Annotated in this window: 15 protein-coding genes; 4 read left to right on the forward strand and 11 right to left on the reverse strand. The window is 64.4% G+C overall.

Annotated features, from left to right (window positions below; genetic code table 11):
- Positions 1–32: 32 nt before the first annotated feature.
- Together dnaJ and pabB are read left to right on the forward strand one after the other, a co-directional pair.
- Complete coding sequence (dnaJ, locus tag CUJ90_RS02545) at positions 33–1,175, forward strand: molecular chaperone DnaJ (RefSeq protein ID WP_073428201.1); 1,143 nt, start codon at positions 33–35, stop codon at positions 1,173–1,175.
- A gap of 25 nt (positions 1,176–1,200) precedes the next feature.
- The gene (gene pabB, locus CUJ90_RS02550; RefSeq protein WP_114163414.1) at positions 1,201–3,144 is read left to right on the forward strand and encodes an aminodeoxychorismate synthase component I; all 1,944 of its coding nucleotides are present in this window, start codon (positions 1,201–1,203) and stop codon (positions 3,142–3,144) included.
- An 84-nt stretch (positions 3,145–3,228) separates the two neighbouring features.
- Here the strand turns inward: pabB and panB are convergent, their stop codons facing one another.
- The 7 genes from panB to CUJ90_RS02585 all read right to left on the reverse strand — a co-directional run bounded on the left by panB (position 3,229) and on the right by CUJ90_RS02585 (position 9,552).
- Positions 3,229–4,044 (reverse strand): 3-methyl-2-oxobutanoate hydroxymethyltransferase, encoded by an 816-nt coding sequence (gene panB / locus CUJ90_RS02555; protein WP_083084552.1) that lies wholly within the window; start codon positions 4,042–4,044, stop codon positions 3,229–3,231.
- A gap of 36 nt (positions 4,045–4,080) precedes the next feature.
- Positions 4,081–4,761, reverse strand: a complete 681-nt coding sequence (locus CUJ90_RS02560) for a deoxynucleoside kinase (protein WP_073428199.1) — start codon at positions 4,759–4,761, stop codon at positions 4,081–4,083.
- Entirely contained in the window at positions 4,758–5,306 is a 549-nt protein-coding gene (gene folK, locus CUJ90_RS02565; RefSeq protein WP_083084550.1) for a 2-amino-4-hydroxy-6-hydroxymethyldihydropteridine diphosphokinase, read from the reverse strand. Before folK ends, CUJ90_RS02560 begins: the two co-directional genes overlap by 4 nt.
- 48 nt (positions 5,307–5,354) lie before the next feature.
- Complete coding sequence (gene pcnB / locus CUJ90_RS02570) at positions 5,355–6,953, reverse strand: polynucleotide adenylyltransferase PcnB (protein ID WP_114161911.1); 1,599 nt, start codon at positions 6,951–6,953, stop codon at positions 5,355–5,357.
- The gene (locus CUJ90_RS02575) at positions 6,950–7,636 is read right to left on the reverse strand and encodes a histidinol-phosphatase (protein ID WP_073428196.1); all 687 of its coding nucleotides are present in this window, start codon (positions 7,634–7,636) and stop codon (positions 6,950–6,952) included. Before CUJ90_RS02575 ends, pcnB begins: the two co-directional genes overlap by 4 nt.
- Positions 7,629–8,390 (reverse strand): DnaA regulatory inactivator Hda, encoded by a 762-nt coding sequence (gene hda, locus CUJ90_RS02580; RefSeq protein ID WP_073428195.1) that lies wholly within the window; start codon positions 8,388–8,390, stop codon positions 7,629–7,631. The genes CUJ90_RS02575 and hda overlap by 8 nt, the downstream gene beginning before the upstream one ends.
- A gap of 85 nt (positions 8,391–8,475) precedes the next feature.
- Positions 8,476–9,552 (reverse strand): AI-2E family transporter, encoded by a 1,077-nt coding sequence (locus tag CUJ90_RS02585; RefSeq protein ID WP_073428194.1) that lies wholly within the window; start codon positions 9,550–9,552, stop codon positions 8,476–8,478.
- Between the two features lie 95 nt (positions 9,553–9,647).
- Here CUJ90_RS02585 and purM point away from each other — a divergent pair, with 95 nt between their 5' ends.
- Complete coding sequence (gene purM / locus CUJ90_RS02590; protein WP_073428193.1) at positions 9,648–10,703, forward strand: phosphoribosylformylglycinamidine cyclo-ligase; 1,056 nt, start codon at positions 9,648–9,650, stop codon at positions 10,701–10,703.
- Positions 10,704–10,765: 62 nt separating this feature from the next.
- On the opposite strand, the gene miaA is transcribed toward purM, so the two are convergent.
- Positions 10,766–11,713: a tRNA (adenosine(37)-N6)-dimethylallyltransferase MiaA gene (gene miaA, locus CUJ90_RS02595; protein WP_114163415.1), complete on the reverse strand. Its 948-nt coding sequence runs from the start codon at positions 11,711–11,713 to the stop codon at positions 10,766–10,768.
- 43 nt (positions 11,714–11,756) lie between these two features.
- Entirely contained in the window at positions 11,757–13,784 is a 2,028-nt protein-coding gene (gene mutL, locus CUJ90_RS02600; RefSeq protein WP_114161912.1) for a DNA mismatch repair endonuclease MutL, read from the reverse strand.
- A gap of 193 nt (positions 13,785–13,977) precedes the next feature.
- Here mutL and CUJ90_RS02605 point away from each other — a divergent pair, with 193 nt between their 5' ends.
- Entirely contained in the window at positions 13,978–14,649 is a 672-nt protein-coding gene (locus CUJ90_RS02605; protein ID WP_073428190.1) for a DedA family protein, read from the forward strand.
- Positions 14,650–14,763: 114 nt separating this feature from the next.
- Here CUJ90_RS02605 and CUJ90_RS02610 read toward each other — a convergent pair whose 3' ends face one another.
- The gene (locus CUJ90_RS02610; RefSeq protein WP_114161913.1) at positions 14,764–15,132 is read right to left on the reverse strand and encodes a hypothetical protein; all 369 of its coding nucleotides are present in this window, start codon (positions 15,130–15,132) and stop codon (positions 14,764–14,766) included.
- Between the two features lie 340 nt (positions 15,133–15,472).
- Positions 15,473–17,272 carry a chloride channel protein gene (locus CUJ90_RS02615; RefSeq protein ID WP_114161914.1) on the reverse strand — a complete coding sequence of 600 codons (1,800 nt, stop codon included), beginning with the start codon at positions 17,270–17,272 and terminating at the stop codon, positions 15,473–15,475.
- Positions 17,273–17,343 lie beyond the last annotated feature (71 nt).

A 17,343-nucleotide genomic window follows, 5' to 3' on the forward strand; every position in this document is an offset into this window, starting at 1 on the left:
GCGCCGTATTGCGCGAGTGGCGTTGAACCGATATGGCGAAACGGGATTACTACGAGGTTCTGGGCGTTGCGAAGAACGCGAGCGACGACGAAATCAAGAAGGCTTATCGCAAGCTTGCGATGAAGCACCACCCTGACCGCAATCCGGACAACAAGGATGCGGAAGGGCATTTCAAGGAGGTGAAGGAAGCCTATGAAATGCTCTCGGACTCGCAAAAGCGTGCCGCGTACGATCAGTACGGCCACGCCGGCGTCGATCCGAATATGGGCGGAGCCGGTGCGCAGGGCTTCGGCGGTTTTGCCGATGCGTTCGGCGATATTTTCGGCGACATCTTCGGTCAGGCGGCCGGCGGCGCCGCACGCGGCGGTGGCGGCCGGGCCGGCCCGCAGGTCTATCGCGGCGCGGATCTGCGCTACAGCATGGAAATCACGCTGGAACAGGCCGCGCACGGCTACGACACGCAGATTCGCGTGCCGAGCTGGGTATCGTGCGAAGTCTGTCACGGCTCGGGTGCGAAGCCCGGCACCAAGCCCGAAACCTGCCCGACCTGTAGCGGCTCCGGTGCGGTGCGCATGTCGCAGGGCTTTTTCAGCATCCAGCAGACTTGCCCGAAATGCCACGGCACCGGCACCTATATTCCCGAGCCCTGCGCCCACTGCCACGGCGCCGGCAAGGTGAAGGAAACCAAGACGCTCGAAGTGAAGATTCCGGCAGGTATCGACGACGGCATGCGCATCCGCTCCGCCGGCAACGGCGAGCCGGGTATCAACGGCGGTCCGTCGGGCGATCTGTACGTCGAGATTCACATCAAGCAGCATTCGGTATTCGAACGCGACGGCGACGATTTGCATTGCCAGATGCCGATTCCCTTCACCACGGCGGCGCTCGGCGGCGAGATCGAAGTGCCCACGCTGGCGGGGCGCGCCAGCTTCACGGTGCCGGAGGGCACGCAGTCGGGCAAGACGTTCCGTCTGCGCGGCAAGGGTATCAAGGGGCTGCGTTCCAGCATTGCCGGCGATCTGTACGTGCACGTGCAAGTGGAAACGCCGGTCAAGCTCACCGAGTCGCAGCGCGAGTTGCTTCAGCAGTTCGAGAAGGCGCTGGTGGAAGGCGGCGCGCGGCATAGTCCCCAAAGCAAAAGCTGGTTCGACCGGGTGAAGAGCTTCTTCGATTGATGGCGGTTTGATTTTGGCGGTCAGCATGACGGCGGATGAGCGCGACGCGGTTTTCGCATTGCTCGACGATTGCGACGCGACGGCGGCGCGGCGCTCGAGCCGTCTCTACACGGGTTTTTCGCATGAGCTCGTTTGTGCGGATTCCGCGCAGCTCGAAGCCGTGTGTGAAACCGTGGCTGCCGAGAGCCGGCGCGGATTGCATGCCATCGTGCTGGCCGACTATGAATTCGGCCGTAATCTGCTTCTCGACGGGAATTCCCGGCACTTCATGAAAACGCAGCGTGGCGATGCCGCGCTGCGTTTTTTATTGTTCGAACGTTGCGAGAAACTTTCGCGCGACGAGGTCGACGCGTGGCTCATGGCGCGCGATGGCGGCGCGCTTGAGCCCTCAGTGGCGGGCACGGCCAACGTGAGCGCGAGCGTCGATGCGGCGCAATTCAACCAGGCGATCGACGCGATCCATGCCGCCTTGCGCGCGGGCGATTCCTATCAGGTCAACTACACCTATCGGCTCGGCTTCGATGTGTTCGGCTCGCCCGCGGCGCTGTATCGGCGCTTGAGAACCCGGCAGCCGGTTCGGTACGGCGCGCTGATCGCGTTGCCGGCAAATCGTTGGGTGCTGTCGTGCTCGCCGGAACTTTTCATCGAGAAGGCAGGTTCGACGTTGCGCGCCCGGCCGATGAAAGGCACGGCGTCGCGCTCGGCCGATCCGGCGGCCGATCGCGCCGCGGCCGAATTCCTCGGCAACGATCCGAAAAACCGCGCCGAAAACGTGATGATCGTCGACCTGCTGCGCAACGATCTTTCGCGGGTCGCGCAAACGGGGTCCGTCAAAGTGCCTGCACTGTTTTCCGTCGAGCCATATGCCTCGGTTTGGCAGATGACATCCACGGTGCAGGCAACGTTGCGCGCGGGCACCTCGTTCGCCGAAATCATGCGCGCGCTGTTTCCGTGCGGCTCGATCACCGGCGCGCCGAAGCATCGCACGATGCAGTTGATCGACGAGCTCGAAAGCACGCCGCGCGATCTTTACACAGGGGCGATCGGTTGGCTCGATGCGCCGGCGCCTGGCCACGACGAGGCCGCCACGTCGTCCGCATCGAATCCCGACGCACGCGAAAACGCCTGCGGCGACTTCTGCCTGTCGGTCGCGATCCGCACCTTGGTTCTCAAGCCGACGACGGCCCGGTCAGCCGAACTGCAAGGCAAGCTCGGCATCGGCGCGGGCATCGTGCTCGACAGCGTCCCCGCCGACGAATATGCGGAATGCCAATTGAAGGCGCGCTTCCTGACCGGCGCCGACCCTGGCTTCGAGCTATTCGAAACGATGCACGCGACGCGGGAAGAGGGCGTGCGATATCTGTCGCGGCATTTCGCGCGGCTCTCGTCGAGCGCGGCGGCGCTGGGCTTCGGACTCGGCGAGGAAAGCGAACTTCGCGCGCAGCTTGCAGCGAAATGCGAGGCGCTGCCGCCGCAAACCCCGCACCGCATGCGGCTCGCATTGAGCAAAAACGGCGCGATTCACATCACCGCCGCGGTGCTGACGCCGCTAGCCCGCTCAGACTCCGACCAAACGGTCGGCGTACTGCTCGGCCCGGACCACAATTTTCCCGCCACACGAGCCGACGACGCGCTGCTGCGCCACAAGACCACGCGCCGGGCCGAATACGATCGAGGCTGGCGTGAAGCCGAAGCGAAGGGCGCATTCGACACGCTGTTTTTCAACGAGCGGGGCGAGCTGACCGAAGGCGGCCGCTCGAATGTCTTTGTGAAGCTGGCAGGGCGGTGGTGGACGCCGCCGCTCGCGTCGGGCGTGCTGCCCGGCGTGATGCGAAGCGTGTTGCTGGAAGAGGATTCGGGCCTGCGAGCGGCTGAAAAAATACTTACGCGGGCCGACGTGCTGAACGCCGAAGCATTGCTGATCTGCAACGCGTTGCGCGGCGCGTTGCCGGCGCGGATCGTCCGCTAAAACCGGAACGCGGAGCCACCCGCGCGCGTCCGCAAAAACAAACCGCGGCCTCGGCGACCGAACCGCCGAGCCGCGACAGTCAAATCAGAACATGTGCTCAGGCCCAGGAAACGAGCCGTCCTTCACCGCGCGCACATACGCTTCCACCGCGGCCAGAATGCTCGGCTGGCCGTGCATGAAATCCTTCACGAAGCGTGGCCGCTTGCCGGGGAAAATGCCCAGCATGTCGTGCAGCACCAGCACCTGACCCGAGCAATCCAGACCCGCGCCGATGCCGATCGTCGGAATCCGCAGTTGTTTCGTCACTTCGCTCGCGAGCAGCGTCGGAACCGCCTCGATCACGATCAATTGCGCGCCGGCATTTTGCACCGCGAGCGAATCCCGCAGCAGCTGGCTCGCGCCCGCCTCGGTTTTCCCTTGCACCTTGAAGCCGCCGAACGCGTGCACCGACTGCGGCGTGAGCCCAACGTGCGCGCACACGGGAATCGAGCGCTCGACCAGAAAACGCACCGTGTCCGCGAGCCATTCGCCGCCTTCGAGCTTCACCATCTGCGCGCCGGCGCGCATCAATTCCACCGAACTGCGGAAGGCATCTTCCGCCGTACCGTAGGTGCCGAACGGCAAGTCGGCGACCACCAGCGCCGAAGGCCGCACCCGCGCGACGCTCGCTGTGTGATACGCGATGTCCGCCAACGTCACCGGCAATGTGGTCGTCTGACCTTGCAACACGTTGCCGAGCGAATCGCCGATCAACATGACGTCGACGCCCGCGCGATCCAGCAACGCGGCGAAGCTCGCGTCGTAACACGTGAGCATGGCGATCTTTTCGCCGGCATCGCGCATTGCCTGCAGTTTCGGCACGGTGATGGCGTTCCGGCTCGCATCCTGCAAATAGGTCATGGGTCAATCCGTTGGAAAAAGAGGTGGCCGAGCCGCTTAAAGCGACGTGCCTTTGACAAAGAATTCCTTGCGGCCGCGCATGGTTTCGATGCGTTCGGCGAGCAGCGCAAGGTCCGCGTCCGAGTCGAGCGGATTCAGATGTTCGGCGTTGACCGTCAACACGGGCGTGCTGTCGTAGTGATAGAAGAACTCGTTGTACGCGTCGCACAGCGCGTGCAGATACGCATCGGAAATCTGCAGTTCCATCGGCACGGCGCGCTTTTGAATGCGCGCGAACAGCACCTCGGGACTGGCCTGCAGATAGACCACGAAGTCCGGCGCCGGCGCGCTCACCTCGAGCCGCGCGGCGAGCGCGCGATACAGGTGCCACTCGTCCTCCTGCAGCGTCAGACGCGCGAAGATGTCGTTCTTCTGCGTCATGAAGTCGGCGATCAGCGGCGTGCCCGACACATGCGCCACGCTCACTTCCTGCGCCTGCTGAGCGCGTTGCAACGCGAAGTGCAACTGCGCGGGCAATGCGTAACGCGTGGTGTCGCGATAAAAGCGTTCGAGAAAGGGATTGTCCTGCGGCCGCTCGAACATTTCCTGCATCGACCAGCGTTGCGCGAGGCGCCGCGCGAGCGACGTCTTGCCGACGCCGATCGGCCCTTCGATCGCGAGATAGCCGAACGGAGGCCGCAGATGCGGCGCGGTGACGGTAAGCGGTGGAGAATTCATTCGCAGCGGCCTTTGCTGTCCGTGCCGGCGCCTGTCGCGAACGCATTGAGCATCGGACACTGGCAGGTTGATTTGACCTTTTCGATACGCTGATCGGCGACGCCGGCGAGCAACCCGTCCGCGCGGCCATGCTGCGGGATGATGAGCGCCGCGTCGATTTCGATCAGCGGCACGAGCGCAAAGGCGCGTTCGATCAGACGCGGATGCGGCACGATCAGATCGGGTTCGTCGATCGATTGATCGCCGTAGAGCAGGATGTCGAGATCGAGCGTGCGCGGTGCGTTGCGAAACGGCCGTTCACGGCCGAACTGATGCTCGATCTTATGGCACAGCGCAAGCAGGTGCCGCACGGGGAGCGCCGTTTCGATCTTCACGGCGCAATTGAAATAATCGTCACCGCCCGCGTCGATCGGGGCAGTGCGATACAGGCTCGACTTGGCGAGCACGGTGATGGCGTGCTGTTGTGCGAGGCACACCACCGCGTCTTTCAGGGTCTGGCGCGCGTCCCCGAGATTCGCGCCGAGGCCGAGATAAGCAACCGTCATGGCATAACTTCCTGCAACTATCGTTCGACGGCTTCAGCGAACGCGAGGTCAGTTTTCGTGCGAACCGTCATGGCCCGCTTCGTTGGCTGTGCGTTCGGCTGGCGTGCCGCCCTCCATTCCGTCGCCCGCATTGCGGTTCCTGGCGCCACTGCTGCGCCGCCGTCGTTTTCGGGGACTCCGGTCCTTCCCGCCTTGCGTGAGCAAGGCCTCACGCGCCGCGACGTCTCCTTCGATGAACTCCGTCCACCACGCACCGACCGACTCGTCGAGTTCACCCGATTCGCAGCGCAACAGGAGGAAATCATACCCCGCTCTAAATCTTTGGTGTTCCAGCAGCTTCAGCGCGCTCCTTCCCGAGCGTTTTTCGAGGCGCAACTGCAGGCCCCAGATTTCGCGCATGTCCGCCGAAAAGCGCTTATGGATCGCAAGTTTCCCGGTTTGCATATCGAGGACTTCGTCCATCGCGCGATGCAGCGCGGGCACCGGATATTCACCGTTCGCTTCAAATTTCTGCCAGCGCTGCTGCACGTCGTGCCACAGCAGCGTGGCGAACAGGAAGCCGGGCGACACCGGTTTGCCGGCGCGCACTCGAGCATCCGTGTTGGTGAGTGCAAGCGTGATGAATTTTTCGCCGGTGGGTTGCTCCAGCACCACATCGAGCAACGGCAGCAGGCCATGATGCAGGCCTTCCTGGCGCAGACGCTTCAGGCAGGCGAGCGCGTGGCCCGACAGCATCAGCTTGAGCATCTCGTCGAAAAGACGCGCGGCGGGCACGTTGTTGATCAGATCCGCCATGTCGGCGATCGGCGCGCGCGTCGTGTGCTCGATCTCGAAGTCGAGCTTCGCGGCAAAACGCACCACGCGCAGCATGCGCACCGGATCCTCGCGATAACGCGTGGCCGGGTCGCCAATCATGCGCAAGAGGCGCGCGCGCATGTCGGCCATGCCGTTGTGATAATCCAGCACGGTTTGCGTGGCCGGATCGTAGTACATCGCGTTGATCGTGAAATCGCGGCGCGTGGCGTCTTCGTGCTGCTCGCCCCAGACGTTGTCGCGCAGCACGCGCCCGCTCGCGTCCACGGCGTGCGTGCGGCGGTCGAGTTCGTCGCGCTTCAGGCGGCGCTGCGGCGGCGCGTCGGCGGCCGGCGGATCGACCAGCGCGCGGAACGTGGAGGTTTCGATGATTTCCTGGCCGAACTGCACGTGCACGATCTGAAACCGCCGGCCGATGATGCGCGCGCGGCGAAACAGCTTCTGCACCTGTTCGGGCGTGGCGTCCGTGGCGACGTCGAAGTCTTTCGGCTTGATGCCGAGCAGCAGATCGCGCACCGCGCCGCCGACGATGAACGCGCGGTGCCCCGCCTGTTGCAGCCCTTCGGTCACGCGAATCGCGTTTCTCGAGATCAGCGCCTGATCGATGCCGTGCACGTCGTGCGGAATGATGACCGGTACATCGGGATCGGGCACGGTTTTGACCGCCGCGCCGCCGCGGGCGGGTTTGCGGCGTGTCTTGCCGGCGCCTGAGGCGCCTGCTGCATGGCGTGCCGGTGCGCTGCCGGTTTCGTCTGCTTCGGCTTCGGCGGATGGGGTGTCCTCAGCGGGCGCCGAGTCCTGGCCGAATAGCTTGCGGATAAATTTTTTGATCACGTGGATTGAAAGAGTTCGAGGATGCGCCAGCCTTTGGCCTGCGCATGGGCGCGCAATGTGTCGTCGGGATTGGTCGCGATCGGATCGGTGACCTTTTCGAGCAGCGGAATGTCGTTGTGCGAGTCGCTATAGAAATAGCTGCGCTCGAAGTCGCTCCACGTCTTGCCGAGCGAGGCGAGCCACGCCTCGGTGCGCGCGATCTTGCCTTCCTTGTAGCTCGGCATGCCGGTGGGGCGGCCGGTGTACGGCGAATGCGGCTGGCCGTCGACGGTTTCCACTTCGCAGGCGATCAGCGTGTCGACGCCGAACGCTTGCGCGATCGGACGGGTGATGAATTCGTTGGTGGCCGTGACCACGCAGCAGAGGTCGCCCGCTTCCTGATGTTGCTTCACCAGTTCCAGCGCGACCGGCTGGATCGCCGGTGTGATGACTTCGTGCATGTACTGCGCGTGAAAGTCGGCGAGCTGCGCGCGCGTGTACTTGGCGAGCGGCGTGAGCATGGCGATCAGGTAAGCGTGAATGTCGAGCTGGCCGGCTTTGTAGTCGGCGTAAAAGCGGTCGTTTTCACGGGCGAAATTGTCGGCGTCGACCATGCCGTGTTTCACCATAAAGCGGCCCCATTCGTGGTCGCTGTCAGTGGGAATGAGGGTGTGGTCGAGATCGAAGAGTGCGAGATTAGCCATGAGGGCCTATTTTACTTGAAGCGGCGGGTGACGCAGACGAAGCGGACGCCGCGCGCCGTTCGTCGGCGTCCGGCTTGGCGAGCATGGTGCGCAAAAGCGGCAGCGTGACGGCGCGCTTCTGTTCGAGCGAGAAGCGGTCGAGCGCGTCGAGCAGCGCCATCAGGCTCGGCATGTCCCGGCGAAAATGCGTGAGCAGGTAGGCGGGCACGTCGTCGGCGAGCATGATGCCGCGCTCGCGCGCCGCGTGCTTCAGCACGGCGGCCTTGTCTTCGTCCGGCAGCGGCGCCAGATGGAACACGAGGCCCCAGCCGAGCCGCGTGCGCAAATCCTCGCGCACCGTCATGCCGATCGGCGGCGCGTTGCCCGCGGCGACCAGCGCGCTCGTGGGATGCGCGCGCACTTCGTTGAAGAGATTGAACACGGCGATCTGCTGCGCGGCCGACAAAGCGTCGCAATCGTCGATCGCATACAGCGCGACGCGCGGGTCGAACGTGAAGGCGGCGAGACTGCTCTGGGGACCCGCATAGCGCGCATGGCCCGGCGGCGCTTCGTGCACCAGCGCCTGCAAAAGATGCGTGCGGCCACTGCCGGCTTCGCCCCAGATATAGAAGGTGCGATCGGCCACCGGCCCGGCCGCGAGCGCGTTGTCGAGCTCGCGCAGCCGCGTGACCAGTTCGGCGTTGGCGCCGGCGAAGAAATTATCGAATGTCGATGGCGGCGGGGTGCCGAGATCGAGCGTCAGTTGACGAAGCACAGTAGGTTGATGCCGAAAATGAGGCTTGGGCCGCGAATGGCCCGAACCTCGGGCCCTAAACAGTCGATGACAAGTCAATGACCCGTCAGTTGTTGTAAAGCGTGCTCGTCAGATAGCTTTGCCGCAACTCGCGCATCGCCACCGAGAGAATCGCGCTGACCGGCAGCGCCAGCAACACGCCGAAAAAGCCGAACAGCTGGCCGAACGCAAGCAGCGCGAAGATGACCGCAAGCGGGTGCAGGCCAATGCGTTCGCCGACGAGGCGCGGCGTGAGAAAGAAGCTCTCCACGATCTGGCCGACGCCGTAAATCAGCGCGACCGCGCCGAAGCCATACCAGTCGCCGAATTGCAGGAGCGCCGCGAGCAGCGCCAGCGCGAGACCGGTGGCGAAACCGATGTACGGGATGAACACCGCGAGACCCGTGAAAATGCCGACCGGCAACGCGATCTCGAAGCGGGCGATGGTCAGCGCGACCGCGTAGTACACGGCGAGCACGCCCATGACGAGCAACTGGCCGCGCAGGTATTGCGACAGCATCTGGTCCATGTCGCGCGCGAGTTGCAGCGTCTTGTCGAGCCAGCGGCGCGGCACGACGGCCTGCATGCGCGCGAGCATGCGATTCCAGTCGTACAGCAGATAGAACAGCACGAGCGGCACCATCACGACGTTGCCGACCACCGTCATCATGACGTTGCCGCTGGTGCGCACGGAGGTCCACACGTAAAGCGCGACGGTTTGCGCGCTGCCTTCCAGTTGCCCCATCACGAGATCGCGGATGCTGGCGAAATCGAGCGAATCGGCAAGGCCCAGCAGCGCGAGTTTCGGTTGCAGCCACGCGTTGATATGCGTGAACAGCACCGGAACCTGCTGCCTGAGTTGCGGCGCTTCTTTCTGGACGACGGCCAGCACCAGCAGTACGAGCATGGTCATGAGGAGCGTGAACAGCAGCATCATCAGCAACGCGGCGACGGCGCGCGGCACACGCCGGCGCACCATCCACGCGACGCCAGGCTGAAGAATGTACGCGAGAATCGCGCCGAGCAGAAACGGTGTGAGGACCGGGCTCAGGAGCCACAGCAAAATGCCGACGCCCAGTGCGATGGCCAGCCAGATGAAGGCGCGGCGCTGAACGGGCGTCAGGATCGAGGAGTTCTGTTGCAAAGTTTGTTTCCCAGGTGTCGTCGGAACGCGTGAAATCCAGCCAACCGGCCGGCATCGGGTAAAATCGCATTTTACCGACCTTCTCGCTCTTCCCCATGAATCAACCGAAATCCGCCCCTGACGCCCAAGGTTTGTCGTATCGCGACGCCGGCGTGGACATCGACGCGGGCGACGCCCTTGTCGACGCGATCAAGCCATTTGCCAAAAAGACGATGCGCGACGGCGTGCTGGGCGGCATCGGCGGGTTCGGCGCGCTGTTCGAAGTGCCGAAGCGCTACAAGGAGCCGGTGCTGGTGTCGGGCACCGACGGTGTCGGCACGAAGCTGCGCCTCGCGTTTCAACTGAACAAACACGACACCGTCGGCCAGGACCTGGTGGCGATGAGCGTGAACGACATTCTCGTGCAAGGCGCCGAGCCGCTGTTCTTCCTCGACTACTTCGCGTGCGGCAAGCTGGACGTCGGTACGGCGGCCACGGTCGTGAAGGGTATCGCATATGGTTGCGAACTGGCGGGCTGCGCGCTGATCGGCGGCGAGACGGCGGAAATGCCGGGCATGTATCCGGACGGCGAGTACGATCTGGCCGGCTTCGCGGTCGGCGCGGTCGAAAAGAGCAAGATTATCGACGGCAGCACGATCGCCCCCGGCGACGTGGTGTTGGGGCTGGCTTCGAGCGGGATTCATTCGAACGGTTTTTCGCTGGTGCGCAAGATCATCGAGCGCGCGCAGCCTGATCTGAATGCGGATTTCGACGGCCGCTCACTCGCCGACGCGCTGATGGCGCCCACGCATATCTATGTGAAGCCGTTGCTCGCCGTGATGCAGCAGATCGCCGTGAAGGGTATGGCGCACATTACCGGCGGCGGGCTCGTCGAGAACATTCCGCGCGTTTTGCGTGAAGGCCTGACGGCTGAGCTGGATCATCGCGGCTGGCCGTTGCCGCCGCTGTTCTCGTGGCTGCAAAAGCACGGCGGCGTGGCGGATGCCGAAATGCACCGCGTGTTCAACTGCGGCATCGGGATGGCGGTGGTGGTGTCCGCCGCGGATGCGGACGCGGCGATCGGGCTGTTGTCCGCAGCCGGTGAACAGGTCTGGAAAATCGGCGCGATTCGCGAAAGCGCGCCGGGCGAAGCTCAAACGGTCGTGGTTTAACCCAAGGCTCGTTTGCCTGCGCGGCGTGGAAGTTTCAAGCGCCGCGCGGAGCCGATAGCGATTCAGATCAACGCTTCAATCACATCGAGCACCCGCGCGGTAGCGTGCGGGTCGCAGCAATCGATCACTACCCGCTCAGTCATGCTCCGCAGCCACGTAAGCTGCCGCTTGCACAGTTGCCGCGTAGCGAAGATTCCCTTGTCCCGCATGGTCGAATAATCGACGGCTCCGTCGAGATATTCCCATACCTGCCGATAGCCCACGCAACGCATCGACGGCATCTCCGGCGACAAATCCCCACGCTCGCGCAGTTTCACCACTTCATCGACGAAGCCGCCCGCCAGCATCGCGTCGAAGCGCTTTTCGATGCGCGCGTGCAGCACGCTTCGATCGGAAGGTTCCAGCGCAACCGGCACGAAGCGCCACGCCGAAGCGGCGTTGTCCACCCGAGCCGGCGCGGCCAGCAACGCGGACATCGGCTGGCCGGTCAACATGAACACTTCCAGCGCCCGCTGAATCCGCTGCGAATCGTTTGGCGCAAGACGAGCGGCCGTCACGGGGTCGAGCGCGGCAAGCCGCGCATGCATTGCGGGCCAGCCTTCGCGCGCGGCATCGGCGTCGAGCGAGGCGCGAAGCTCGGCGTCGGCGGGCGGCAGGTCGTTCAGTCCTTGCGTGAGCGCCTTGTAGTACAGCATGGTCCCGCCGACCAGCAACGGCACTCGCCCGCGCGCGCTGATCTCGCCCAGCAGGCGCAACGCATCCGCGCGAAATTCGGCCGCTGAATAGGCGTTGGCCGGATCGACGATGTCGATCAGATGATGCGGCGCCGCCGCGCGCTCTTGCGCCGTCGGTTTTGCCGTGCCGATGTCCATCTCGCGATAGACCAGCGCCGAATCCACACTAATGATTTCCACCGGCCGCCGCGCGGCCAGCGCGAGCGCGGCGGCGGTCTTGCCGGATGCGGTGGGCCCCAGTAGGCAAGCGACCGGCGTGGCAGTGCGTGAAGTCATGGGGAAACCGGCGCGCGGCGATTGAGCGTGATCGAGCGCACCGCTATTGCCCACGCATGAACAGCCGATCGAGATCGGAGAGCGTCAACTGATACCACGTCGGACGCCCGTGGTTGCATTGATCGGCGCGCTCGGTCGCTTCCATCTGGCGCAGCAGCGCGTTCATTTCATCGAGCGTCAGGCGCCGGTTCGCCCGCACCGCGTGATGGCAGGCGAGCGTGCCGAGCAGTTCGTGCTGACGCTCGGTCAACACGCGCGAGCCGCCGAACGCGTGAAGGTCGGAGAGGACCGCGCGCGCCAGCGCCTGCAGATCGGCGTCTTTCAAAAGCGCGGGCACGGCGCGGATGGCGAGCGTGGTGGGCGACAGCACCGCTAGGTCGAAGCCGAGCGCGTCGAGCGTGTCGCGCTCTTCCTCGACCGTGCCGATTTCGATCGGATCGGCCTGCATCGTCTGCGGAATCAGCAGCGGTTGGACGGCGATCGTGCGATCGGCCAGCGCGTTCTTGAACTGCTCGTACAGAATGCGCTCGTGCGCGGCGTGCATGTCGACGATCACGAGGCCGTGCGCGTTCTGCGCGAGCACGTAGATGCCGTGGATCTGGCCGAGCGCGAAGCCGAGCGGCTGTTCGTCGGCGACGTTGAAGGCGGGTGACGCATAAGGCGCGGAGGCGTTGTACGGCGCGGTTGTTTCCGTGGCCGAGTCGCGCGCTTCGAAGAGCGTCGCGCCTTCCACTGCGCCGGCGTTTGTGTCTCTGCGGCCGAACAGCGCGTCGTAAAACGCCAGCGGTTGGGCAACGGGCAAGGTGCCTTGCGTCATGCGCGCCTGGCGCATCCATGTGTTGCCCGGCTGTGACGACGAGCCAGATCCGCCACCGAAGCCGCCTGCGCCCGCGCTCGTACCAAAGCTGGCGGCACCCGCTGCACCTAACGGCGTGGCGCCGAACGAAGCCGGCCCGCCCATCGACGCTTCCAGATGCGCCGCATGTCCGCCCGCCGTCGTTTCCGGCGACGCGCCCGCATGCCGCGCCAGCGCGCGCTGTACCGCGTGGAACACGAACTGGTGAATCGAGCGCGAATCGCGAAAACGCACTTCGATCTTCGACGGATGCACGTTCACATCGACGGCTTCAGGCGGCAGATCGAGAAACAGCACGTAGGACGGATAGCGGTCGCCGTGCAGCACGTCTTCATAAGCAGCGCGCACGGCGTGCGTGAGCAGCTTGTCACGCACGAAGCGGCCGTTGACGAAGAAATACTGCTGGTCGGCGCGCCCGCGGCTCGCGGTCGGCAGACCCGCGCAGCCGTAGACGGCGAGCGGTCCGGCGGATTCGTCGAGCGGCAGATGCGCCGTTGCAAATGTCTCGCCGAGAATCTTCGCGACTCGCACGGGTGGTTCGCTGGCGTTCCAGTGTTCGACCGCCTTGCCGTTATGCAGCACCGAAATCGCCACGTCCGGTCGTGCCAGCGCCGCGCGGCGAATCTGTTCGAGACAATGGCCGAGTTCGGTTTGCTCGCTCTTCAGAAACTTGCGGCGCGCGGGCGTGTTGAAGTACAACTCGCGCACCTCGATCGTGGTGCCCTGGGTGCCGGCAGCGGGGCTCAGCACGCCGGTTTGCGCGTCGACGCGCACCGCATGCGGCGCGTCCGCGGTGCGGCTCGTGATGTACATCTGCGCGACCGACGCGATCGAGGCTAGCGCCTCGCCGCGAAACCCCAGCGTGGCGACCGCTTCCAGTTCGGCAAGCGAGCGGATCTTGCTGGTCGCATGACGCATCAGCGCAAGCGCCAGTTCGTTTTCGGGAATGCCGCAGCCGTCGTCGGTGATCGAAATACGTTTGACGCCGCCTTCGTCGAGCATGATGCGCAAAGTCTGCGCGCCCGCGTCGAGCGCATTTTCCAGCAACTCCTTGACCACCGAAGCGGGCCGCTCGACCACTTCGCCGGCCGCGATCTGGCTGATCAACTGGTCGGGCAGCGGCTGAATCGCGCGCAATGGGCGTGGGGCGGGCGCAGCGGCGGAAACCGCGGCCGCGGCGGTGGTGCCGGCAGACGTTTCGGAGAATTCGGACATGGCGAAATTATAGCGATTCGGCACCGCCGGCCCCGAGGCGTCCGAGCGGCCGGACTTTTTTAATTGCGGCCGGGCACTTTCGGTATCATGACGCGGTCAATTGCGGGGCGGTGAGCGAGTGCTCGTCGCCTTCGCTCGCAGGCTCGCAGAGCTATTCCCCGCCGCGCTCACATTCGCTCAATAAAGGACGCCTTTGGACACGTTGCTACATTTCGCCAATCTTGTCTTGCACATCGACAAGTTTCTGGGAGACTTCATTCACGTGTACGGCGCCTGGGTCTATGCGGTGCTGTTTCTGATCGTGTTCTGCGAAACAGGGCTGGTCGTCCTGCCGTTTTTGCCCGGCGACTCATTGCTTTTCATCGGCGGTGCTTTCTGCGCGACCGGTGAAATGAACGTTGGCTTGCTGATCGTGCTGCTGCTCGTCGCGGCAATCAGCGGCAACACGGTCAACTATATGATTGGGCGGGCCATTGGACCGCGGGTGTTCAATTCGCACATCCCTTTTCTCGAGCGCTTTCTCGACCGCAGCGCATTGCAGAAGACCCACAATTTCTACGAAAAGCATGGCGGCAAGACCATCGTGCTGGCGCGCTTCATTCCGGTAGTGCGGACCTTCGCGCCCTTCGTTGCGGGCGCGTCCGAAATGACGGTGAGCCGGTTTCAGCTTTTCAACGTTCTCGGCGCGTTGTTGTGGGTGTTGCTGCTGGTGTTGCTCGGCTATTTCTTCGGCAACATTCCGTTCATCCGCCAATATCTGAATGTGATCGTGCTGGTGGGTATCGGCGCGGCAATCGTGCCGGTTCTGCTCGGCGCGCTGTGGAAGATGATGCGCAAGGACGCCTCCAAGCCCGGCACCCGCTGACGCTTCGCCGCTGGTGTAGCCGGAACGACAAACGGCGTCGCGAATCTCGCGACGTCGTTTTTTTTCGCTCCCTCGGGCGATTTTGCAAAACAATTGATCGCAAAGGGCGTCGCGTTACATCGGCAGATGCGATTCCGAATACGGCGAAGTGCGGATGACAAGCGAGTCACCGGCTTTAGCCTGGCGCGAGCGGCGCGACAGATAGCGCCAGCCGAAGGCGGCGATCCCCGCAAGCCCATAGGCGCCGGCGCGTTGAAAGAACGCAGCACGCGTGCTGAACTGGCCGTAGCGGTTTTGCGCATCGGCGAATACGAGAAAGGTCAGCGCGGCATCGAACAGCAGTGCGGCCAATGCGAGCCCGACAAACACATGCGGCCCATTGAGCGTCGCGCCCGGTATCAGCCGGTTGCATAGATGACAGACAATCAGCACGGCCGCCAGCAATGCGAGGTTTGAGACAAGATTGAACAGGAAATTGGCCATCTCGACGGAATGAAAGCGCAGGGGGCTGCGGCGTTGCCAGAGCGTCTACTCACGCGGTATCACAGCCTGTTTCGCTGGATCGGCGGCGATCATTGCACGTCTTGATGTCTCAATAAATGTTCACGTTTGTTGTCCGTTGTATCTATCGGTGCTGGTTAAGACGCGTGTAGGAGTGCGGCTCTTGTTGTACGTGCAATGACGACGAACGCTCTGGGATTGTTCGTTTCGACTGTGGGAAATGCAGTCATGTCATTCCGATTCAGCGCGATTTGCAACGGCTCACGGCCCGTTGCCCGCTCGCTCGCGCGACGAAAATCGCGCCCGGTTAGGGCTGGCGCGCTCAGCCGGCACGCCGCACCGGCGACAGGCGGCGCTTTGCCGAGCGTGGGCCGAGACGCCTGAAGCGTTCCTTCTTATGCTCTTCGTCGAAGTGCGCGAGCGACGGCTTCACCAGATCGCTGCGGGACACGATGCCGACGAGCCGCCGCGTGTTTGCATCGTCCACCACGGGCACGCGTTCCAGGTTATGAACCGCAAGCCGCGTTGCCACCAGGCGGCAAGTTTCGCCCGGCACCGCGACGACCGGCGCACGCGTTTTCATCAATTCGAGCAGCGTGGTCGCGGCGCCAGCGCCGTCGCGCTCGGCGCGCGCACGTTCGAGCGTCGCACGCTCGACCACGCCCGCCACCTTGCCCGCATCGATCACCGGATACGCCCGATGCATTTGCGTCGCGCCGAAGTACTTCGCTAGCGCTTCGCCCACCGTCAGTTGGGCATCGATCGTTTCCACTTCGCGCGTCATCACCTCGTCGATGTAATGACGTTCGAGCGGATCGACGCCGTATTCACGATAAATGTGATAACCGCGGCGCGCGATTTTCTCGGTCATGATCGAGCGTCGCATCACGACCGTCGCGAAGCCGTGCGCGACCAGCGTGGCGGCGAGAAGCGGCAGCAACGCATTGCTGTCGTGAGTCAGCCCGAAGGCGAACACGATGGCGGTAAGCGGCGCGCCCAGCGTCGCACCGAGCGTGGCCGCCATGCAGACGAGCGGCCACAGCGCGGGGTCGCTGCCCGGCAGCAGATGGCTCATCACCACGCCTAGACCGGCGCCCAGCATCAGCAGCGGCGCGAGCACGCCGCCCGACGTGCCCGAACCGAGCGCGACGACCCACATGACGGCTTTCACGAGCAACAACGCAAGCGCCGCCTGCAATGCCAGATGCAGATGCAACAGATCGCCGATGACGTCATACCCGACACCGAGCGCGCGCGGCTCGATAAAGCCGCCGATGCCGACCACGAGGCCGCCGAGCGCGGGCCACCACATCCAGTGAATGCTCAGCTTGCCGAACAGGTCCTCGGTCTTGTAGAGCGCCGCGGACAGCCCCGCTGCCAAGGCTCCCGAGAGCAGCCCGGCCAGCACGCACGCGAAAAGCGATAGTGCGCCGGGCGGCGTCGTTTCAAGCGGAAACAGCGGCCCCGCGCCGAACAGCGGTGCCCGCGCGAAACCCGCCACCGCGCACGCCAGCGCGACGGGCAAGAAACTGCGCGGCCGCCATTCGAACAGCAGCAACTCGACCGCAAGCAGCACCGCCGCGACCGGCGTGCCGAACACCGCGGTCATGCCGGCTGCGGCGCCCGCGACCAGCAGCGTCTTGCGTTCCGCCGCGCTCACGCGCACGCACTGCGCGATCAGCGAGCCGAGCGCGCCGCCCGTCATGATGATCGGGCCTTCGGCGCCGAACGGGCCGCCGCTGCCGATCACGATGCCCGAGGACAGCGGCTTGAGCACCGCTACCTTCGGCGACATGCGGCTCTTGCCGAACAGGATCGCCTCGATCGCTTCGGGGATGCCGTGGCCGCGAATCTTTTCCGATCCGTAGCGCGCCATCAGGCCGACGATCAGCCCGCCCGCCACCGGCACCAGCACGACCCATGCGCCTAGCGTGTTATGCGACGGCGAGCGGTCCGCGAAGGACAGCGCGCCGAAGAAAAACAGGTTCGTGAACAGGTGAATCAGGCTCAGCAGCGCGAAAGCCGCCAGCGTACTGATTGCGCCGATGCACGCGGCCAGCAGGGCGATGCCCGGCAGGCGGCGGTTGGCGGCGAAGTCGCGTTTGTAGGTGTCGGCGGTCATGGTCGGGGCGGTGGTGGGTTAGCGGGCCGCGGCGGGTGGTCGAACGCGGTGGTCGAAAGAAAAGCGGCTCA

The organism is Paraburkholderia terricola (genome assembly GCF_003330825.1).
In the GTDB taxonomy this organism is placed as follows: domain Bacteria; phylum Pseudomonadota; class Gammaproteobacteria; order Burkholderiales; family Burkholderiaceae; genus Paraburkholderia; species Paraburkholderia terricola.